The sequence below is a fragment of the Nocardia aurantiaca genome (assembly GCF_009708175.1).
GTDB classification, from domain to species: domain Bacteria; phylum Actinomycetota; class Actinomycetes; order Mycobacteriales; family Mycobacteriaceae; genus Nocardia; species Nocardia aurantiaca.
In genome coordinates this window covers 1-20,973 of record NZ_WMBB01000009.1, presented here as the reverse complement: position 1 = coordinate 20,973, position 20,973 = coordinate 1, and the positions used below count along the sequence as shown (strand labels likewise).

General features: G+C 68.1%; 18 protein-coding genes. 4 read left to right on the top strand and 14 right to left on the bottom strand.

Annotation, left to right across the window (positions count from 1 at the left end):
- Positions 1-19 precede the first annotated feature (19 nt).
- Positions 20-1,168 (top strand): epoxide hydrolase family protein, encoded by a 1,149-nt coding sequence (locus tag GLP40_RS19580; protein ID WP_154789432.1) that lies wholly within the window; start codon positions 20-22, stop codon positions 1,166-1,168.
- Positions 1,169-1,293: 125 nt separating this feature from the next.
- Here GLP40_RS19580 and GLP40_RS19575 read toward each other — a convergent pair whose 3' ends face one another.
- The 7 genes from GLP40_RS19575 to GLP40_RS19545 form a co-directional block, all read right to left on the bottom strand.
- Positions 1,294-2,166 carry an LLM class flavin-dependent oxidoreductase gene (locus GLP40_RS19575; protein ID WP_154789431.1) on the bottom strand — a complete coding sequence of 291 codons (873 nt, stop codon included), beginning with the start codon at positions 2,164-2,166 and terminating at the stop codon, positions 1,294-1,296.
- Positions 2,167-2,249: 83 nt separating this feature from the next.
- On the bottom strand, positions 2,250-2,558 hold the full coding sequence (gene ppnP, locus GLP40_RS19570) for a pyrimidine/purine nucleoside phosphorylase (RefSeq protein ID WP_154789430.1): 309 nt from the start codon (positions 2,556-2,558) through the stop codon (positions 2,250-2,252).
- 283 nt (positions 2,559-2,841) lie between these two features.
- Positions 2,842-5,205 (bottom strand): RelA/SpoT family protein, encoded by a 2,364-nt coding sequence (locus GLP40_RS19565; RefSeq protein ID WP_154789429.1) that lies wholly within the window; start codon positions 5,203-5,205, stop codon positions 2,842-2,844.
- A gap of 210 nt (positions 5,206-5,415) precedes the next feature.
- Entirely contained in the window at positions 5,416-7,014 is a 1,599-nt protein-coding gene (locus GLP40_RS19560; RefSeq protein WP_154789428.1) for an ABC-F family ATP-binding cassette domain-containing protein, read from the bottom strand.
- 170 nt (positions 7,015-7,184) lie between these two features.
- Positions 7,185-8,390, bottom strand: coding sequence for an MFS transporter (locus GLP40_RS19555; RefSeq protein ID WP_154789427.1), 1,206 nt, complete (start codon positions 8,388-8,390; stop codon positions 7,185-7,187).
- A gap of 65 nt (positions 8,391-8,455) precedes the next feature.
- Entirely contained in the window at positions 8,456-8,929 is a 474-nt protein-coding gene (locus GLP40_RS19550) for an RrF2 family transcriptional regulator (protein ID WP_154789692.1), read from the bottom strand.
- Positions 8,930-8,979: 50 nt separating this feature from the next.
- A complete protein-coding gene (locus GLP40_RS19545) occupies positions 8,980-10,959 on the bottom strand; it encodes a peptidoglycan DD-metalloendopeptidase family protein (RefSeq protein ID WP_328290397.1) in 1,980 nt (659 codons plus the stop codon).
- 128 nt (positions 10,960-11,087) lie between these two features.
- On the opposite strand from GLP40_RS19545, the gene GLP40_RS19540 reads away from it, so the two are divergent.
- The gene (locus GLP40_RS19540) at positions 11,088-11,378 is read left to right on the top strand and encodes a hypothetical protein (protein WP_154789426.1); all 291 of its coding nucleotides are present in this window, start codon (positions 11,088-11,090) and stop codon (positions 11,376-11,378) included.
- A gap of 193 nt (positions 11,379-11,571) precedes the next feature.
- On the opposite strand, the gene GLP40_RS19535 is transcribed toward GLP40_RS19540, so the two are convergent.
- From GLP40_RS19535 to GLP40_RS19505, 7 genes are all read right to left on the bottom strand, one after another.
- A complete protein-coding gene (locus tag GLP40_RS19535) occupies positions 11,572-11,898 on the bottom strand; it encodes a hypothetical protein (protein ID WP_154789425.1) in 327 nt (108 codons plus the stop codon).
- 4 nt (positions 11,899-11,902) lie between these two features.
- Positions 11,903-12,460: an adenine phosphoribosyltransferase gene (locus tag GLP40_RS19530; RefSeq protein WP_407671639.1), complete on the bottom strand. Its 558-nt coding sequence runs from the start codon at positions 12,458-12,460 to the stop codon at positions 11,903-11,905.
- Between the two features lie 52 nt (positions 12,461-12,512).
- Positions 12,513-14,210 (bottom strand): ABC transporter substrate-binding protein, encoded by a 1,698-nt coding sequence (locus tag GLP40_RS19525; RefSeq protein ID WP_328290396.1) that lies wholly within the window; start codon positions 14,208-14,210, stop codon positions 12,513-12,515.
- 42 nt (positions 14,211-14,252) lie between these two features.
- Positions 14,253-15,488 (bottom strand): protein translocase subunit SecF, encoded by a 1,236-nt coding sequence (secF, locus tag GLP40_RS19520; protein ID WP_154789423.1) that lies wholly within the window; start codon positions 15,486-15,488, stop codon positions 14,253-14,255.
- A 2-nt stretch (positions 15,489-15,490) separates the two neighbouring features.
- Positions 15,491-17,191 (bottom strand): protein translocase subunit SecD, encoded by a 1,701-nt coding sequence (gene secD / locus GLP40_RS19515; RefSeq protein ID WP_328290395.1) that lies wholly within the window; start codon positions 17,189-17,191, stop codon positions 15,491-15,493.
- 101 nt (positions 17,192-17,292) lie between these two features.
- Positions 17,293-17,697 (bottom strand): preprotein translocase subunit YajC, encoded by a 405-nt coding sequence (gene yajC / locus GLP40_RS19510; protein ID WP_154789422.1) that lies wholly within the window; start codon positions 17,695-17,697, stop codon positions 17,293-17,295.
- Positions 17,698-18,003: 306 nt separating this feature from the next.
- Entirely contained in the window at positions 18,004-19,497 is a 1,494-nt protein-coding gene (locus tag GLP40_RS19505) for a flavin-containing monooxygenase (protein ID WP_328290394.1), read from the bottom strand.
- Between the two features lie 57 nt (positions 19,498-19,554).
- Between GLP40_RS19505 and GLP40_RS19500 the strand changes: the two genes are divergently transcribed.
- Both GLP40_RS19500 and GLP40_RS19495 read left to right on the top strand, forming a co-directional pair.
- Positions 19,555-20,220 carry a TetR/AcrR family transcriptional regulator gene (locus tag GLP40_RS19500; RefSeq protein WP_154789420.1) on the top strand — a complete coding sequence of 222 codons (666 nt, stop codon included), beginning with the start codon at positions 19,555-19,557 and terminating at the stop codon, positions 20,218-20,220.
- Positions 20,221-20,306: 86 nt separating this feature from the next.
- The gene (locus tag GLP40_RS19495; RefSeq protein ID WP_154789419.1) at positions 20,307-20,867 is read left to right on the top strand and encodes a DivIVA domain-containing protein; all 561 of its coding nucleotides are present in this window, start codon (positions 20,307-20,309) and stop codon (positions 20,865-20,867) included.
- The last annotated feature ends 106 nt before the right edge of the window (positions 20,868-20,973 follow it).

Below are 20,973 nucleotides of genomic sequence, written 5' to 3'. Positions count from 1 at the left end.
GCCTCATACGGTGGTTCACATGAGCGAGCAGATCACTCCCTTCCGCATCGACATCCCCACCGAACAGCTCGATGACCTGCAGCGACGACTCGACGCCGCACGCCTGCCCGCCCCGCTGCCGGGCGACGACTGGGACACCGGCGTGCCCGTGCACTGGTTGCGCGAACTCCTCGACCACTGGCGCACCGGATACGACTGGCGCGCGGCCGAAGCGCAGTTCAACCGATACCCCCAGTTCCTCACCGAGATCGAGGGGCAGCGCATTCACTTCCTGCATATCCCTTCCGCCGAACCGGACGCCGTGCCACTGCTGCTCACGCACGGCTGGCCGGGATCGATCGCCGATTTCCTCGACGTCATCGGCCCGCTGACCGATCCGGGCGCCCACGGCGGCAGTCCGGCCGACGCCTTCCACCTGGTCATCCCGTCACTGCCCGGGTTCGGTTTCTCCGGTCCGGTCAGCGAGCCCGGCTGGACCCGCGCGCGGATCGGCCGCGTCTGGGCCGAGCTCATGAACCGCCTCGGCTATGAGCGTTACGGCGTACAGGGCGGGGATATCGGTGGCGCGGTCAGCCCCGAGGTGGCTCGCACCGCGCCGGACCGAGTGATCGGCGTGCACGTCAACGGCGGCCCCAGCCTGCCGCCGCCCTCGGCCGCGAACGACCTCGACGAGCTCACCGACGTGGAGCGCGATCGGCTCCGGCGGATCCAGGCGTTCATGCGAGAGGAGTTCGGCTACGTCGCGATTCAGTCCACGCGGCCCCAGGCCCTCGCGTACGGGCTGGTGGATTCGCCGGTGGGACAACTGGCCTGGATCATGGACAAGTTCCGGGAATGGACGCACCCGCGGAACGTGGTACCGGACAAAATCATCGACCGCGACCGCCTCCTCACCACCGTCATGATCTATTGGCTCACCGGCACCGCCGGTTCCGCGGCCTACGTCGGGTACACGCACACCGGGGAGCGGGGTGTGCCCGGGACGAACTCCGGCGTCCCGACCGGTGTGATCGCCTTCGCGCACGACGTGTGCATCCGCCGCTACTGCGAGGAGTCCAACACCATCACCCGCTGGGTGGACGTGGATCGTGGCGGGCACTTCGCGGCCATGGAGGAACCCGAATTGCTGGTCGACGACATCCGGGAGTTCTTCCGCGGCCTGCGCTAGCCCCTAGACGCGGATTCGACTGCGGTGCAGGCGAACTGAGCGATTCGCCCGGGTCGTTTCCCCGTCGGCCGGTCGAAATGCGTCACGCCCTCGAACGAATGCCGGTACGGCACCTGCCCCCGTGCTCAGGGCACCAGGGGTCCGACCTGCTCGGCGGTGAAGCGGACGAAGCCGACCGGGTCCGGCTCGTCGGCGGTGGGTTGCAGGATCACGCTGGTGGCGCCGGCCTCGACCCAGCGGATCACGGTATCGGCGATGGCCCGAGCATCTCCCGCGACACCGATATCGGGAATGCCATCGTGTCCCTCGGCGCGCAGCTCCGCGGCCACCCGTTCGGCGGCATCCGGACCAGCCGCTGCCAGCAAATACACGACGATCGGATATGGCTGTGCCGCAAGCGCTTCCGGTCGTGCGGCACGCATGATACCGGCGGCCGTTCGAATCCCGTCGGCGGGCGTGGAGCTGGTGAGGATCACCCCGTCAGCCGCCTCTCCCACCAACTCCAGCGTCCGGGGGCCGGTCGCGGCGGCCAGGATCGGCGGTGCGGCGGCCGGCGGCCAGTCCAGTGCGACGCCGTCGAGCTGAATGTACCTGCCCCGCACCGTGATTCGCTGCCCTGCCAGCAGTGCGCGTAGCGCCTCGAGGTATTCGCGCAGCAGGGTGATCGGCGAGGCGACCCGCTCCCCCACCTGCCCCATCCAGTCCTGAACCCCGTGCCCCACACCCCAGATCCCGCGCCCGGGGAACATCCGCTCCAGCGTCGCCAGTTCCATCGCGGTGATCGCGACATTCCGCAGCGGGACAGGCAGCACGCCCACCCCGACCCGCACCCGCTCACTCCAGGCGAGTGCCGCGGCGGCCGTGGCGATCCCGCCCTCCAGGAAGCAGTCCTCCCACAACCACAGCTCGTCGAGCCCCGACTCGTCCGCCGCCCGCACCACCTCCCGCAGCCGCTCGGGCGGATGCTGCGGCCGGAACACCACTCCCAGGGTCGTCATACCCCATGCCTACCACGCGGACGGCGGAAAAGGCTGTGGCCCGGCCTCATTCGTGAGACCGGGCCACAGCGGGTGTCGGCGACTCAGCCGAAGTGGCACACGTAGTGGACCGGCTCGATGACCTCGATCTGGAAACTGGACTCGCCCGGCACGGAGAACGACTCGCCGCCCTTGTAGGTGATGGCCTCCGACTCGCCCGCGAGGGTGACCTTGCACTCGCCCTCGAGCAGCTCCATGATCTCCGGCGCGCCGGTGTTGAAGGTCAGGGTGGCGGGGAGGATGACACCGACCGACTTGCTGGTGCCGTCGGCCAATTCGATGGTGTGGCTCACACACTTGCCATCGAAGTAGACGTTGGCGCGCTTGGTGACGGCGACATTCTCGAACTTCATGCTGGTACGGGGCCCTTCCTACGGGTGACGACCGATCCTGGCGGGCCGGTCCGGTTCGCGCCGATCGTACCCGCGACCTCCGGGCAATCGTCCAGTCGGGCAGGGCGTCGAGAGCCTCGGCCGCCGGCGCCCGCCCCTGCTCGATGATCAAGGTACCGAGCAACCCAGACGCAAACCATGTGAGAGCTCGGACGCGGCCCGCCCGGAAAGTCCGCGGCCAGAGACCGGAGCGCCGACGCGGCGAAACCGCGTCGGCGCCAAAGGAGTCCGCCGACCGGGTGGGTCAGGCTGCCGAGGTCACGCGGTAGACGTCGTAGACGCCTTCCACATTGCGGACCACGTTCAGCAGGTGACCGAGGTGCTTGGGGTCGCCCATCTCGAAGGTGAACTTGGAGATGGCGACCCGGTCACCGGAGGTGGTGACCGCGGCCGAGAGGATATTGACCTTCTCGTCGGCCAGCACCTTGGTCACGTCCGACAGCAGGCGGGTGCGGTCGAGGGCCTCGATCTGGATGGCCACCAGGAACACCGATGACGGCGACGGCGCCCACTTGACCTCGATGATCCGTTCCGGCTCCGCGCGCAGCGAATCGGCGTTGGTGCAGTCGGTGCGGTGCACGCTGACCGCGCCGCCGCGTGTCACGAAGCCCATGATCTCGTCGCCGGGTACCGGGGTGCAGCACTTGGCCAGTTTGGAGACGGTGCCGGGCGCGCCCGGAATCTCCACGCCCGCATCGCCTGTCGTGCGCTGACGCGCGGGCACGGTGGACGGTGTGGACCGCTCGGCCAGTTCGTTCTCGACGTCGCTGACGCCGCCGAGCTGAGCCATGAGCCGCTGCACCACGTGGTGCGCGGATACCTGGCTCTCGCCGACGGCCGCATACAGCGCCGAGATGTCGGTGTAGTGGAGTTCGTGGGCCAGCGCGCTCATGGCGTCGACGCTCATCAGGCGCTGCAGCGGCAGGCCCGAGCGCCGGACCTCCTTGCTGATGGCGTCCTTGCCCGCCTCCAGGGCCTCCTCGCGGCGTTCCTTGGCGAACCACTGCCGAATCTTGGCCTTGGCGCGCGGGGACACCACGAAATTCTGCCAGTCCCGCGAGGGGCCGGCGTTCTGGGCCTTGGAGGTGAAGATCTCGACGACCTCACCGTTCTCCAGCTGTCGTTCCAGCGCGACCAGGCGCCCGTTGACGCGGGCGCCGATGCAGCGGTGGCCGACCTCGGTGTGCACGGCATAGGCGAAGTCCACCGGGGTGGACTTCTGCGGCAGCGTGATCACATCGCCCTTGGGCGTGAACACGAATATCTCGGGCGATTTGAGGTCGAAGCGCAGCGACTCCAGGAATTCCGCCGGGTCCGCGGCCTCCCGCTGCCAGTCGAGCAGCTGGCGCATCCACGCCATGTCGTCGACTTCGGTGGAATCGGTGGAGTGCTTGCCCTTGGTCTCCTTGTACCGCCAGTGCGCGGCGATGCCGAACTCGGCGGTCCGGTGCATGTCCTGGGTGCGGATCTGCACTTCCAGGGGCTTGCCGTCGGGTCCGACCACGGTGGTGTGCAGCGACTGGTAGACGCCGTAGCGGGGCTGGGCGATGTAGTCCTTGAACCGCCCGGCCATGGGCTGCCACAGCGAGTGCACGACGCCGACCGCGGCGTAGCAGTCGCGCACCTCGTCGCAGAGGATGCGGATGCCGACGAGGTCGTGGATGTCGTCGAAGTCCTTGCCCTTGACGATCATCTTCTGGTAGATGGACCAGTAGTGCTTCGGACGGCCCTCGACCACGGCATTGATCCGGCTCGACGCCAAGGTGTTGACGATCTCGGCGCGCACCTTGGCCAGGTAGGTGTCGCGCGAGGGCGCGCGATCGGCGACCAGCCGCACGATCTCGTCGTACTTCTTGGGGTGCAGGATCGCGAAGGCGAGGTCCTCGAGCTCCCATTTGACGGTGGCCATACCCAGCCGGTGGGCCAGCGGCGCGATCACCTCGAGGGTTTCACGGGCCTTCTTGGCCTGCTTCTCCGGCGGCAGGAAACGCATGGTGCGCATGTTGTGCAGCCGGTCGGCCACCTTGATCACCAGCACGCGAGGGTCGCGGGCCATGGCGATGATCATCTTGCGGATGGTCTCGGCCTCGGCGGCCGCGCCCAGGTTGACCTTGTCCAGCTTGGTGACGCCGTCGACCAGGTGGGCGACCTCGGTGCCGAATTCGGCGGTCAGCTCGTCGAGCGAGTACCCCGTGTCCTCGACGGTGTCGTGCAGCAGCGCGGCTACCAGCGTGGTGGTGTCCATGCCCAGCTCGGCCAGGATATTGGCCACGGCCAGCGGGTGGGTGATGTACGGGTCGCCGGACTTGCGGAACTGATGCGCGTGCCTCTCGTCGGCGATGTCGAAAGCCCGTTGCAGCAGAGCCAGATTCGCCTTCGGGTACAACTCACGGTGCACGGTGGCGAGCGGCTCGAGCACCGGCTTGACGGCCGCGATGCCGCGCTGACCGGTCATGCGGCGGGCCAAGCGCGCCCGGACCCGGCGCGAGGCGGACGTGGGGACGGCGGTGGAATTGCGAGCGGCGGCGGACTGCCCATTGGCCGGTGGGGTGGCGGACTCGCCCTCGGGCGATTGCCCCGAGTTCGCCTGCTCCAGATGCTGTGTCATGCCACCTCCGCTCGCGGTCTCGATCGGAAAACCATATCGGACCGTTCAACCACCCAGATCATCCACTTTAGTCCTGGAATCGGATCCCGACCGGGGCAGCGATCGCCGCCGGTCCGAACGGCTCCGGAGCGATGAACGATACCCGGTCGGAGCCCGGTTTCGCGGCCGCATGGGACCTGGATCGTTCCGGTGTTGCCCGGGACTTCCTGCTCATTGTTCGCCCACGGTCTCGACCAGCCCGTCCGCGGTCAGTTCCAGCCGCCGCGTCACCCCGATGCCGGCGAGGAAACGCGGGTCGTGGCTGACCACGAGGAGCGCGCCCTGGAAGCTCGCCAGCGCCTCGGTGAGGTGAGCGAGGCTGGGCAGGTCCAGGTTGTTGGTCGGCTCGTCGAGCAGCAACAGTTTGGGTGCGGGCTCGGCCAGCAGCAGCATGGCCAGGGCCGCGCGCAACCGCTCACCGCCCGAGAGCGCGCCGGCCGTGATATCGGCCTCGGCGCCACGGAACAGGAATCGGGCCAGCTGGGCGCGGATCTGTTCGGCGGAGGCGTGCGGCGCGGTGGCCGCGACGTTCTCGAACACCGTCTGCGATTCGTCGAAGACGTCCAGACGCTGCGGCAGCATGCGCCACGGCACCGTCGGCGACTCCTCCCGGATGCGATGCAGCAGCGTGGTTTTGCCGATGCCGTTGCGTCCGGTGAGCGCGATGCGTTCGGGGCCGGTGACTTTCAGCGTCACCGTGGGCCCGCACGGTAGCCGCGCGTCGGTCAGCTCGAGCACGTCCTGGCCCGGGTAGAGCCGGGTGCCGGGCAGGTCGACGCGGATCTCGCGGTCGTCGCGCAGTCGGTCCTGCATGTCGGTCAGATGATCCTTGGCCTCCTCGACCTTGCCGATGTGGTTGTTGCGCAGTTTGCCCGCCGACACCTGGGCCTGGCGCTTGCGCTCGCCCATGACGATCTTGGGTTCGCGCTTCTGGTCCCACATCTTCTGCCCGTAGCGCTGTCGCCGGTCGAGTTTGATGCGGGCCTCGACGAGTTCGCGGGCCTGCTTGCGGACATCGCTGCGGGCCTCGCGGATCGCGGCGCGCGCCGCCTCCTGCTCGATCTCGATGATCCGCTCGTACTCGCTGAAATTGCCGCCGAAGGTGCGGATCTCGCCATGCCGGAGTTCGGCGATGGTGTCGACGCGGTCGAGCAGTCCGCGGTCGTGGCTGACGGTCAGCACGGTGCCGGGGAATTGGCCCACGACCTCGTAGAGGCGCTGCCGCGCCAGCTGATCGAGGTTGTTGGTCGGTTCGTCCAGCAGCAGCACATCGGGTTCGCGCAGCAACTCCGCGACCAGGCCCAGCAGTACGGTCTCGCCGCCCGAGAGGGTGTCGAGCCGCCGGTCCAGCCGCGCGACATCCCCTGCGACGTAATGCAATCCGAGCCGTCCGAGCAGCGCCACGGCGCGCTCCTCGATATCCCAGGCGGCGCCCACGGTCTCGAAGTCGGCCTCGGTGCCCGCCCCGGATTCGATGCGGTGCAGGGCCTTTCGGATCTCGGCCAGGCCGAGCACTTCGTCGACCCGCTGCCCGGCGGCCAGCCCGAGGTCCTGACGCAGATACCCGAACCGCCCCGGAATGGTCACCGAACCGCGCGCGGGGCGCAGTTCGCCGGTGAGCAGCCGGAAGAGGGTGGATTTCCCCGCGCCATTGCTGCCGACCAGGCCCACATGGCCGGGTCCGAGCTGGGCGTGGAGACCATCGAACACGGCGGTGCCGTCCGGCCACGCGAAGGTGAGATCGGAAACGGAAATAACGGGTAATGACATGCGTACCTCCCGAGAGTGAGCGAATGCGGCGCGCGATTGCGGGCCACTCGGCGATCACCTCAGCAGAGCAACGGCATGTCTCCGATCGGACGGGAAAGAACTCGATTACGCTAACCGAGATCAACGAGGCCGTGCAAGAACGTATTTCGTGAGCCGAGTCTCACCGCCCCTCACCGCGCGGCCCACGCGGTGAGCCGCAGATACCCGAGCGCGAGCAGAGCCAGCAGCGCGGCCGACCCGTACATGACCGTCGCGCCGTGCCCGATGGTGAGGCCGCCGAGCGCGGTCCCCGCGCCGATGCCGAAGTAGATACACGAGGCGTTCAACGCCACCACCAGACCGGACTCCTGCGGCGCCGCCGCGATGAGCCGATGCTGCTGCGCGGGCGTCTGGCACCAGCTCGCCGCACCCCAGCCCAGGGCCAGCAGGCCGACCAGGACGGGCACGTGGGTCTCCGTCGCGGCCAGGACGCCCATGAGCGTCAACGCGGCGGCCATCACCGCGTAGCCGACGGTCAGCACCCGCGTGGCTCCGAAGCGATCGGTGGCGTAACCCGATGACAGATTGCCCGCCACCGCGCCCAGGCCGTACAGCATGAGCACCCACGCGGTGGTGGATGCCCCGATTCCCAAGGCTCCCAAGGCCGGAACAGCGTACGCGTACCCGACATACGCCGCTGCCATGCCGAGCACCGTCAGCGGCAGCACTGCCGTGACCGACCGATTGCGCAGCACCGCCAGCCGCGCGCGCAGGGGAACCGCGGGATTTCCCGGCAGCGCGGGAACCCACGCCGCGACTCCGGCCGCCGCGAGCAGGCACACGATCGCGACGCCGGTCAGCGCCGGCCGCCAGCCCAGCCAGTGCCCCAGCAGATCACCCAGCGGCACTCCGAGCGCCGTCGCGATGGTCAACCCACCGACGACCACCGCCAGCGCCCGCCCGCGCGCCTGCGGCGACACCAGCGCCGAGGCCACCGCTCCGGCGTTCGGCGTGAACGCCGCCGCTCCCAGCGCCGCCACGATCCGCGTGATCAGCAGGATCGAAAACGTCGGCGACAGCGCCGATCCCAGATTCGCCATGGCGAGTACCAGCAGCGCCGACACGAGTAGCGCCCGGCGCGGCAGCCGCGCGGTCACAGTGGCCAGTACCGGTGATCCCAGCGCGTAGGCCGCGGCGAACACCGTCACCGCCGTCCCCGCCGTGGCCGTGGACACCGCGAGGGACCCGGCCAGGTCCGGCAGGAACCCGGCCAGGATGAACGAGTCGGTGCCGACTGCGAAGGTGCCCAGCGCCAGGATCAGGGTGCGCCGCAATCCGTTCGGCGCCGCGGTGGTGTCGGTCGGGCGCGACCGGGCATTAACCGGGATATTTAGCATCCCGAATCTCCTTCCGAAAAAACCCGGCGCGGAGCCGGGTGGGGTTCTCGTGGACGGCGGACCGCTCAGGTGGCGACGCGTTCATAGAAGCTGCGTGTGTATTTCGAGGCATTGGCCGGGGTGCCGGCCAAGAGGTCGGCGACGGTCTGCGCCTCCAGCTCGCGCCGCCAGGCCAGCTCCGCGCGCCCCATGGCCTTCGCGATGCCACACGGTTTGGCGAAATCCGAACCGGCACGGGACGCTCCGGCCCCCCGGCGGCGAATCTCGGTGCAGCGGAAGGCTTCCGTACGTCCCTCGACCGCGGCGACCACATCCATGAGAGTGATGCGCTCGGGCGTGCGCGCCAGCCGATATCCCCCGCGCGCGCCGGGCGTGGAATCGAGGATGCCCTCGCGCACCAGTGGCTGCAATCGCTTCTTCAGGTACTCGGGCGGCAGCTCGAAGATCTCGGCCAGGCGAGCGGTGGCGATCGGCGCATGATCATCGAGCCAAGCCAGCACCATGCAGCAGTGCAGTCCCCATTCGACGCCTTCGCCCATCAGCACGAATAGGGATAGTACATATCCTGGTTAGCCGAGCCAACCCCGGATCACCTGGAGATGCGACGAGCCTTCATGCCATTCGAGAGCGGCACCTCACTGACCTTGCCGCCGAATTCGGCGTGCAGCATGCGACCGCTGCCGGTGTAGACGCCGACATCCGAGGGCCCGCGCGGGCCGAAGGAACCGAACACCAGATCACCGGGCTTGGCATTGAGCAACTGCACATCCTCGCCCCGTTCCCACTGCTGCTCGGCCGTGCGCGGCAGAGTGATCGTGCTGCCGCTGGCCGCGAACACCGCCGCCGCGGTGAACCCCGCCTGATCGAAGCCGCCGTCACTGGGCCCGCCCGGCCCGCCGCCACCGAAAACGTATGGCGTGCCGAGCCATTGCTGTCCCGCCGCCACGATCTGGGGGCCAAGATCGGAGCTCTGGTCGGCCTGAAACCTGCCCTCGCTGCCCAGGCTGCGAAAGCCCGGTTCGGCGGCCAGGATGCGCGCCACGTACGGCCGGGTCTCGGTGTAGTGCCGGGAGATCTGGTTGGGCATGCCGCCCGAAGCCAGCACCGCGCCCTCACCGGCGTTATAGGCGGCCACGGTGAGCGCGGTCAGGTCGCCGGAGACCTTGCCCTCCGACATCCAGCCCTCGATGGTCTTGGCGATGGCGCACATGTAGCGCCCCTGGCCGATGATGGCGTCGGCCGGATCCAGCACGCTGGCATAGCCTTTGCCGTCGGCATCGATGACGTACGGCTGTCCGTCGGGCGCGAGCGCCTTGGCTGTGCCCGGCATGAACTGGGCGATGCCCTGCGCACCGTCCGGGGAGACCGCGTCGGTGCGGAACCCGGATTCGGCCTGCCCCTGGGCGGCCAGCAGCGAAGCGCGAATCTCCGGACACAGCGAGCCCGCGCGCCGGTACCAGATCTCGAGTTCGGGCGGCACCTTCCCGGAGGCGAGATTGCCGCCCGGCGTGCCGAATCCGTTCTCACAGTAGGGCGTGGTCGGCGCGGGAATGGTGCCGCCCGCCAGCCACGGCATGGGGTCGACCTGGTGCCCGCCGGTCAGCCGGCCGCCCGGTACCAGCTCGAAATGCAAATGCGGGCCGGAGGATTCGCCATTGCTGCCGACATCGGCGATGTGCTGACCCATCAGCACGATATCGCCGGCGTGCACGAAGATGCCGTTCTCGTACATGTGCCCGTACACCGTGGAGTACCGGCGTCCGCTCTCGTCGAGGGAATCGATGACGACCCAGTCGCCGAAGCCCGACGCCGCACCGGAGGCCACCACGAGTCCGTCCGCCGCCGCGTAGATGGGCGTGCCCGCAGGAGCCGCCAAATCCACGCCGAGGTGGGTACCGCCACGCGCGCCGAACACGTCGCTGACGGTGAATGCGCCTGCGGCGAGCGGATATTGGTGCCGTCCTGCCCCGATGAGGCCGCCCGCCTCGTTCACCGTGCCGGGCGCGGCCGCCATGGACACGTTGGCCGGCGCGAGCACGGTGGAGGTCGGAACGACATCCTTGATGGTGACCTGGACGCGGTCCATGCGATTGCGGGCGGCGTCGCCGCGATCGCCGAGCGGGGTCCATTGGATGCCGGTGGCGGCGGCGGGAGTCCAGCTGCGCTGCTTCCAGATCAGGTAGTCGATGTGGAAGGCGGCGGCGTTCTCCTGGAGGAACGAGACGATGGCGTCGCCCTTGCCGGAGTCCGAGCCGACGATGAATTCGACCGCACGACCGGCCTTCAGGTCCGGGGCGGAGTCATCGTTGACGAGCCCGCGCATATCCATCATCCCGAAGTGGGCGACCGTGCAGCGCAGCACGCGCAGCGCGCCCTCCTGCAGCCCGACCTCGACGGGCGAGCCGGTGGAGGGGCAGTTGGGTTCGGTGCGGGCCGACGCGACGACCGGCACCGTCGGTGTGCCCGGGCCGCAACTGGTCTCGCTGGCGGGCAGGATGATGACGAGGACGAGCGTCATCAGACCCAGCACCAGGGCGACCGCCCCACCCACGAGGACTTTGGGCCTCACGCCCGAACGCTCACGGCTGCCGCGGTGATCACCCGGACATCATGCCATGGCGGACACGCGGTTTCACGGACCCGCATATCGTTTCAGCACTGCCGTTTCGATGGGCACACAGCGGGCATCCCTCTCATATGCCGTACGTCGCCCGTAACGAAGTCCACGCCGCTCGCATCATCAGCGGTGTCGGCGCGCTGTTCGCCCTCATCGAGGGTGTCTACATCCTGATGCTGGTCCTCAACGCGGACCAGACCAACAAGTTCTTCACCTTCATCAAGGGGCTCGCTGAACCTTTGGCACTGTTCTTCCCGGGGCTGTTCCACACCGGCAGCCCGAATGTCGACATCATCCTGAATTACGGTCTGGCCGCGGTCTTCTGGCTGGTCGTGACCGGCTTCGTCGCCCGGATCATCGGCCGCTACTAGAGCTCGGCGCCGGAGAGATCGAAACGCGGTGCGAGCCGCGGCGAACTGCGCTGTGTTCGGAGCGGCCCAGATCGTATCCGGCGAGGGCGGCGATACGTTCAGGCGGTAGTTGAGAGTATTCCGAAGCACGACCAGCGACTCGGCGGCCGCGACGCGCTTGTGGTCGTGCCTCGGACAGGCACGCAGCCGTCCATCAGGCGCTGATGTCCGGCCGGTGGCGCGAGCACGACCAGGAGCCGAGCGCGGGCGGGATCGGGGGCGAACCGGTATTGCGGGGCGAGATCGGCCCTGCGACAGATCCCCGTCGGTCGTCCCGGTCCGAGGGTGAGCCGGCGATCTCCCCCGCCTCCTCGGCGCGCGCCGGAATCTCGGAAACCGTTGCCGCCGTGACCGTCCCAGCTATCACCTGGACATCTGCCGCGGCGGCGATCCGGGCCACGACGGCATCGACCCGAACGAGGTTCGGCATCAGCACCCAGCCCCCGGCCCGATCCAGCACGGTCAGCGCCGGCGGAGGCAACCGCTCAGAGTTCGACGATCGAGGTCAGCGGGTAATCGCCCTGGCGCTCACGGCCATTGAGGAAACCGAGCTCCAGCACCACCGCCGCCGCGGTCACCTCGGCTCCGGCGGCGATGAACAGCTCGGCCGCCGCCGCGAGGGTGCCGCCGGTGGCGAGCACGTCGTCGAGCAGCAGCACACGGCGACCCTTCAGGTCGATGCCCTCGGCCGGGATCTCCAGCGTGGCCGAACCGTATTCGAGGGTGTACTCGCGCGAGATGACCGGCGGCGGCAGCTTGCCCGCCTTGCGGACGGCGATCACGCCGGTTCCGAGGGAGGCGGCCACCCCCGCGCCGAGCAGGAAGCCGCGCGCATCCACGCCCGCCACCAGGTCGGCGTCGGGCGCGCAGGCGGCGAAGCAGTCCAGCACCGCGCGGAAGCCCTCGGAGTCGGCGAAGACCGGGGTCAGGTCGGCGAAACGCACTCCCGGCGTCGGGAAGTCGTCATGCCAGCGGGTCAACCGCTGCACCGCGGCCTCGGCACGGGCCGCCCGCTCTCCCGCCACCTCGGCCGTCTCCCGCATCTCGTGCTTGCTCATCTGCACCAATTCCTCATCCACCACGCCACCACGGCATTCACCGTTTCAGCACCCAGCGATCCATGTTCCAGCCCGCTCCCTCCTTGGTGGGGCCGGCGACGCCGTTCTCCATGCCGTCGCCGAACCCGATGGTGCGGGGGGCGGCGAACAGCGGTATCGACGGCATCTCGCTCCAGAGCAGATTCTCCTGCTCCGTCAGCAGATTCAGCACGGTGCCCGAGTTGTCCTCGGCCGCAAGCTGATCCGCGATGGCATCGTAGCGGCCGTTACCGAATCGGCCGAAATTCAGGCCCGCACCGGTGCGCAGCGAGGCGATGGCGTCGGTGGCGTTCAGCGATCCGGACGGGCCCGGCATGCCGGCCGTGCCACCCAGGATGGCGTCCACCTTGCCGTCGGTGAGCTGCGAGGCGGTGAAATCCGGTGCGCCCGCGTCGATCACGGTGATACCCGCCGCCCTGCAAGCGTCACCGATGGCGGCGACCATGGCCGTGTGCTGCTCGTCGGGCTCGAGGTAGCCGACGCGCACGGTCTGGTTCTGCATCCCAGAGGAGGCCGCGGCCTGCGATGCGGTGGCGTCACCGCCCTTGTACTTGTCGCCCGCACCCGAGATGGCCTGGTAGTACACCGAATCCTGTTGTACGGTGCGCGAATTCAGCGGCCCCGCGCCCAGCCCGAGCTTGACATTGTAGTCCGGGTGCCCGAACTTGTCGAACAGCGCCTGCCGCGGCACGCACAGCGCGAACGCCCGGCGGGCGTCCGCCGAACCGAACACCCCGCCGGTGCCCAGCACCAACTGCTCGACCCCGCGGCCCGGCAGATTCTGCCGGCGGAATCCGCCCAGGTTCACATCACCCAGCGATCCCGCGCCCACATCGAGCACGCCGACGGACTTGTCCGACACCTTCGACTTCAGGTCGGAGTGGCCGTCCCACACCACGATCCGCGGCGTCCGGGGCTGATCGCCCCACCACTTCTCGTTCTTGACCAGCACCAGACCGTCCTTGTCGCCGAAGGAGTCGATCCGGTACGGACCCGAGGAGGGCAGCAGCGTCAGGTCCACCTTGCCCGGCGCCAGCTTCCAGCCGTTGTTCCAGAAGTCGGCGATGCGTTCGAGCGTGGGCTGATCCCCGGTCTGCACCGGCGTCACCACATTCGGGATCTTCACCTGGGCGGCGATCACGTGCGCGGGCATCAGCTCGGCGGCATTGAACAGCGTCTTCCACGCCGAGTAGTGCTTGCCCGGCCGGAACACCACGGTGGCGTCCTTGGATCCGGGCTGGCAGTCGACCCGCTCGATATCACGGTAGCCGTCGGTGCTCGCGGCGTCGAACAGCGGGACCGGCCCGCCCGGACCGGCCTTGGTGAACCGTCCGCTGTGCGCCGCCCAGACCAGCACCAGATCATCGCAGGAGGTCTGCACTCCGTCGGAGTAGACGCCCTCCGGGCTGAGCCGGTACTGGATGGTCTGTGCGTCGCCCGGCACCTCCTTGGCGGTGCCGCTATCGGTGTCGGCCACCGGCTGCCCGTCCGGGCCGGTGTAGAAGAAGCCGGTCAGCACCCGCGAGAACACCGCGGCCGCACCGCTGTTGGCGCCCAGCGTGCTGCCGCCGTTGTAGCTGGCGATGACCGCGTCCACGCCGTACCCGATCGAGGGCACCTGGTTCTTGCTGGAGCATCCGGCCAGCGCGCCTGCGGCGAGGGCACCCGCCGCCAGCGCGGCGGCGGTCCGGCGCACAACCCTATGGTCTTGCTTCACCGTCGCAAACCCCCTGCGCGCTCAGTGCCGTCGCTTCTGTCGTTTCCCACTCGGCCGGGCCCCGGGGCGCGGCGCCCCGGCACTCTGACTGCGCGGCGCGTGGTCACGCCCGTAACCGTTGGCCGAGACGTCGATACCTCGGCCCGCAACGCCGACCCGTTCGGCCGCCGCCATGCCCACCCGCGCCTTCGCGCCGCCGGCGCGGCGGTTGAGGACCTTCTTGGTGTGCGCGGCCACCGGGCCCCAGGTCTCCTTGATGGACACCAGGATCGGCACGGCGAAGAAGATGGACGAGTAACCACCCACGATCATGCCGACCAACTGCACCAGCGCCAGGTCCTTGAGGGTGCCGACACCCAGCAGCCACACCGCGATCACCAGCATGCCGATGATCGGCAGGATGCCGATGACGGTGGTGTTGATCGATCGCATCAGCGTCTGGTTGGCCGCCAGGTTCGCCTTTTCGGCGTAGGTGTGCTTGCTCAGGTGGAGCACGCCGCGCGTGTTCTCCTCGACCTTGTCGAAGACGACCACGTTGTCGTAGAGCACGTAGCCCAGAATCGTGAGCAGGCCGATGACGGCCGCCGGCGTCACCTCGAAACCGACCAGCGAGTAGATGCCGGCGGTCACGATCAGGTTGAAGAACAGCGAGGCGATCGCCGCGATCGACATATCGCGTTCGAAGCGAATCGCGATGTACAGCATGGTCAATCCGACGAACACCACCAGCGCCAGCAGCGCCTTCTTGGTGACCTCGCCGCCCCAGGTCTCACTGATCTCGGCGACACTGATGGCGTTGCGGCTGGGCTGGCCGTTCGAATCCTTCGGGTGGAAGGCGTCGAAGAGCGCGGACTGCAGCTTGTCCGCCTGCTCGGTATTCAGTGTGTCGGAACGGATCTGGATGGTGGCCGAGGAGCCCGAACCCACCTTCTGCACGGTCACCGGGTCGTGGCCGAGCGCCGAGCGGTAGACGTCCTCCACCTTGGAAGTGGTGACGGTGTCGGACGCCGGCAACTGAATCCGCGAACCGCCCGCGAAGTCGATGCCCAGGGTGAAGCCCTTGAACACGATGCTGGCGACGGCGATCGCGACCAGCACGGCCGCGATGCCGTAGTACACCTTGCGCTTGCCGACGATCTCGAAACCACCGGTACCGGTGTAAAGCCGTTCGAACAGGCTGTGCCGCTTGTCCGACGGCGCGGCCTCGTAGTCGAGTTCGGGGTCGGAATCGACGACGACGGGAGAGGACTTGGCCATGATCACGCCTCCTTCACCAGGACGCCGGCGGTGGCCTTGCGTTCCTGTGCAAGCTCTGCAATAGCGCCCAGGCCGTTCACCGACGGCTTCGCCCAGAACGGCGAGCGCGAGACCAGCATCATGAGCGGTGCGGTCACCAGGTACAGCACGATGACGTCGAGCACGGTCGTGACGCCGAGGGTGAAGGCGAAGCCCTTCACCTGGCCCGCGGCCAGCCAGTACAGCACCGCGGAGGCGATGAGCGAGACCGTCTTGCCCGACAGGTTGGTGCGCTGCGCGCGCTGCCAGCCGCGCGGCACCGCTGACCGGAAGCTGCGGCCCTCGCGCATCTGGTCCTTGATGCGTTCGAAGAAGACGACGAACGAGTCCGCGGTCATACCGATACCGATGATCAGACCCGCGATACCGGCCAGATCGAGGGTGAAACCGATCCACCTGCCCAGCAACACGATCAGCGCGTACACCGCCACACCCGCCGCGAGCAGCGAGAAACCGGCCAGGAAGCCGAGCATGCGGTAGTAGAGCAGGCAGTACAGCAGCACTGCCACCAGACCGATGGCGCCGGCGATCAGACCGGCGTGCAGCGAGGACATGCCCAGGGTCGCCGAGACCGTCTCGGCCTCGGAGGTGCCGAACGACAGCGGCAGCGAACCGTACTTCAGGGTGTTCGCCAGTTCCTTGGAGGTCTTGCTGTTGATGCCCGGACCCGAGATCGCGGTGCTACCGGAGAACTGGCCGCCCTCCTTGATCACCGGCGCGGAGACCACGCGGGAGTCCAGGGTGAAGGCGATCTGCTTGCCCACGTACTTGTTGGTGAGATTGCCCCACTGGTCGGTGCCGCTGGACTTGAACTGCAGGCTCACCACCCACTGGCCCTGCTGCAGCACACCGGACGCGTCCTTGATCTCCTGGCCGTCCATCACGCTCTTGTCGAGCAGGTAGACGGTGGTGCCGTCGGTGCCGCAGGTGACCAGCGGCAGGTTCGGATCGTCATTGCCCTGCAACGGATCCGGCTTGGAGCAGTCCAGGGTGGCCATCGCCTGCAGCTGCGCGGTCTGATCGGTGCTCTGCCGGGCCGCCTTCGCGGCCGCGATCTCCTGGGCGGTCAGCTGCTGGCCCGGCTGCGCCGGCGTCGACGGCGGCGCGGACGGGGTGGTGGGGGCCTGCTGGGGGAACACGCGGTTCTGCGGGGCCTCACCGGTCGTCGTCGGCGCCGGCGCCTCGCTGGTGGCCGGGGCGGTCTCGGTGGGAGTCGGCGTCGCGGTCGCGCTCGGCTGCTGCGGCTGGGTCTGCTGTGGCTGCTGGGCCTGCTTACCCGCCTGCGCGGGAGCGCTCTGCAGCACCGGGCGGAAGTACATCTTGGCGGTGGTCGCCAGCGTCTTGGCCTGCGCGCCATCCTCGCCCGGGACGGTGATCACCAGGTTATCGCCCTCGATGACGACCTCGGAGCCGGCCACGCCCAGGCCGTTCACGCGCTGCTCGATGATGTTCTGCGCCTGCTTGAGGCTGTCCTGGCTCGGCTTGCCGCCATCCGGGGTGCGGGGCGTGAGGGTGACGCGGGTGCCGCCCTGCAGATCGATGCCGAGCTTCGGGGTGTGCTGCTTGTCTCCGGTGAAGAAGATCAGGCCGAACATCAGAGCCACCAGCGCGGCGTAGATGCCGAGCAGGCGCAACGGGTGCGCCGTTCCCTGAGAAGGTGGCACAGTACTTATCTCCTAGGCGGATTCGAAGGTGGAACGATCGGGCACACACCGCAGCGCCACCGGCCGCCAGGAATCTGGGGCGGCCGATGGCGCGGAGTATGTCAGTCCTTGGTCAGCCGTGACGCGTCGGCGGCGGCTTCGGGCGCGGCGACGTGATCGTCCGCCGTGCCGTTCGAAGCGGCGGCCTCCGCGCTGTTCGAGGATACGGCCTCGGCGCTGTCCTCGGCCGTGGTGTCCCCGGTGGCGTCGATGTCGTCGTTGCGCACCTCGCGGATCGACTGCCGCAGCCAGGTGGTAACGACCTCCTCGGCGATCTCCAGATCGACGCTGGTGTCATCGAGTTCGACCACGGTGCCGAAGAGCCCCGACGTGGTGACGACACGATCGCCGACCTTCAGGGCGTCCTGCATCTCGGTGACCTTGGCCATCTCCCGCTTCTGGCGACGGACGCCGAGGAACATCGGGATGAGCAGGGCAACCAGCAGCAGCGGCAGCAGAAGGTCCATCGTCGAAGTCAACCCCTAGTAAGTGGTCGGTTGGATGCGTTTCCCACACAGTCTGCCAGTAATCCCTGAGAGAATGCGCGGCGGCGGCGTTCTATTTGCCTTCCTCCGCGCTCCGGACCGGTTCGCGGCGCCGGTGGTCTCGATTCTTCCCTCCTCCGCTCCACGACGTGGTCCATCGAGCCGCAGTCCGGAATCGAGCGCTCCGTCTCCCCGCGCTTGCGCCGCGAACCGTGAAGACGGCTTGCGGACCTCGTTCCGGTCAGTGCCGCGCTCGGCCGCCGACTGTGCTGACCCCCGCGGTCCCGCTCAAGCGGATTCGACCCCGTAGGTGTAGTCGTCGAGCGGGAACGTGACCGCCTCGCGGTGGGCGTTCAGGGTGCTTGTCGGGCGCAGCAGCGCCGCCTCGCCATGCTGGTTGAAGTAGTAGCTGCGGGCGCTCGAGCACTGGCCTCCGTAGAAGACGGACGATCCGAGCCTGTCGGTGACGCGGTCGAGGAATTCGGCGTTGGCGTGCTCGGTGACCTCGAAGACCTGCTCGCCGCGGCGGAACATCTCACCGAACAGGCGCGCCATATGCTTCATCTGCGCCTCGATGGTGGTGAAGTAGGACAGGCCGCTGTAGGAGTAGGGGCTGTTGAGGCTGATGAAGTTGGGGAACTTCGGCACGGTGATGCCCTCGTAGGCCTGGAAACGGTTGTCTCGCCAGAACTTTCCGAGGTTGCGCCCATCACGGCCGATGATCTCGATGGCCGGGAAGTTGACGTCCCACAGGTTGAAGCCGGTGGCCAGGATGAGGGTGTCGATCTCGGTCTTGCGGCCGTCGGCGGTGACGATGCCGTCGGGCTCGATGCGGTCGATGGAGTTGGTCTCCAGGCGCACATGCGGCTCGTTGAAAGTCTTGAAGTAGAGATTGGAGAAGGTGGGCCGCTTGCAGCCGAAGTCGTAGTCGGGCGTCAGCTTCTCGCGGGTCTCCTTGTCGCGCACCTGGGTCCGCAGATGCGCCTTGGCCAGGATGCCCGCGGCCTTGTTGAGCGGCTTGGCCTGCTTGAAGTGCAGCACGCCGACCACCATGAGCGCCTCCAGCGCGGCGGTGTTGACCAGGCGAGCGGCCTTCTGCGTCAACGGAACTCGCGCGAACAGGTGCTGGACGGCGGGCGGAATGGGGGCATCGATCTTGGGCACCACCCAGATCGGGGTGCGCTGGAAGACGGTGAGCGCCCGTGCCTTCTCGGCGACCTCCGGGATCAACTGCACGGCGGTCGCGCCGGTGCCGATGATGGCGGCCCTGGTCCCGGTGAGATCGAAGTCGTCTTCCCACGCGGTGGTATGGATGATCTTGCCCGCGAAGGTGTCGATGCCCGGGAACGGCGGGGTGTAGGGCTGCGACAGGAACCCGGTGGCGGCCATGAGGTAGCGCGCGGTCAGCGATTCACCGTTCTGGACCGAAACCACCCAGTGCCGCCGCTCCTCGTCCCAGCGCGCGCCGCCGACCGTGGTGTCGAAGCGCATGCGCCGGCGCAGGTCGTACTTGTCGGCGACGTGCTCGGCGTACTTCTTCAGCTCCGAACCCGGGGCGAACAGCCGCGACCAGTACGGATTGGGCTCGAAGGAGTACGAGTAGGTGACCGAGGCGATGTCCACGGCCAGGCCCGGGTAGTGGTTGACGTGCCAGGTGCCGCCCAGATCGTCCTCCCGCTCGAGGATGAGGAAATTACTCAGGCCGAGCCGATCCAGCTCGATCCCCGCGCCCATTCCGCCGAATCCGGCGCCGACCACGATGGCGTCGTACTGAGGTGCCACGCCGAACCTCCCGCAAGAACACTGTTCGATCCACTGAAGTGATGCATATGTCACGGAATGACACCTCATTCCGCTTGTGATCACCGTATCATCGGGCTCGTGACGAAGCCATCCTCGAGAATCGAACGGCGCAAGGCCGAACTCCGGCAGGAGATCATCGACACCGCGTTCGCGTGTTTCGCCGAGAAGGGCTACCACGCCACCGGCATCGCCGACATCGCCAATGAGCTCGGCATCGGGCACGGGACGTTCTACCGTTACTTCGAGAACAAGCGCGACATCATCGACCACGTCATCGACGACCTGGCCGCGCGCATCATCGAGTCGCTGGGCACCGACAACGCCCCGGACGCGGCCGACAGCCTCGAGGAATACCGGGCGCAGGTGGACCGCATCGGCGACGCGCTGAACCGGATCTTCCTCGAGGACCGGCGGGTGGCGCAGCTGCTGCTGTTTCAGGCCACCGGGATCGACACCGAATTGACCACGCGGCTCTACGGATTGCTCGATACCGCGGACGCGCTGACCGCCGGCTATCTCGAGCACGGCGTCGAGCGCGGTTATCTGCGCGCGGATCTCGACACGGTGAACACCGCGCGGGCGGTGACCGGCATGCTGCTGGCCGCGATCCTGCACGGTATCCGCACCCCCGATGTGCAGGCGGTCGACGATCTCAGCCATGCCATCCGGCACCTGCTCATCGACGGTGTGCGCAAGCGCTGAGCCACCCTGCGCAACCAGACCGGTTTGTCCGGTGCGGCCGGATTCGCAAGGGGCGGAAGAAATTCGGACATGAACCCATTGGCACAATGACCCGGGTGACCCCCGACGACGTCCGCCGCACCCGGTTCGGCCATGCACCGTTCGGGCATCACGGCTACCACCCCGCCCGGGTGGATGCCTTCTGCGCGCGCATCGCCGACACCATGCTCGGCCGCGACCATCTCACCATCGCCGATATCCGGCTCATCGAATTCGACGCGCCCCCACCCGATCACCGCGGCTACGACATCGACCAGGTCGACGACTTCCTCGACCAGGTCTGCATGGAACTGGAATACCTGCGTCAGGGCAGCAGCGCGGGCCGCGCCCACGACCCGTTGACCCCCGACGACGTCCTACGCATCCAATTCTCCGCGCCCCCCTACGGCTTGCCCGGCTATCACGCCAAGGAGGTCGGGGCCTTCCTCGACCGCCTCGCCGCCACTCTCGCCCACCACGGCCCGAGCGGCCTCACTCCCGAAGACGTTCGCGACATCACCTTCCACCTAGCCCCCGAAGGTGTCCCCGCCTATCACCGCGAGGAGGTCGACGCATTCCTCGACCTCGTGGTCCACCAGCTCGAGAATTCCGAAGCGCGCCGGTGCTGACGTCCGAAGTCGTAGTGGAATCTCCATCCGACGTCGGAGGCGAGGGGACTTTGGGCCCTGCTCCCGCATCGGGCCAGCACAACAGACTGGTCGTCATGCGCAAACG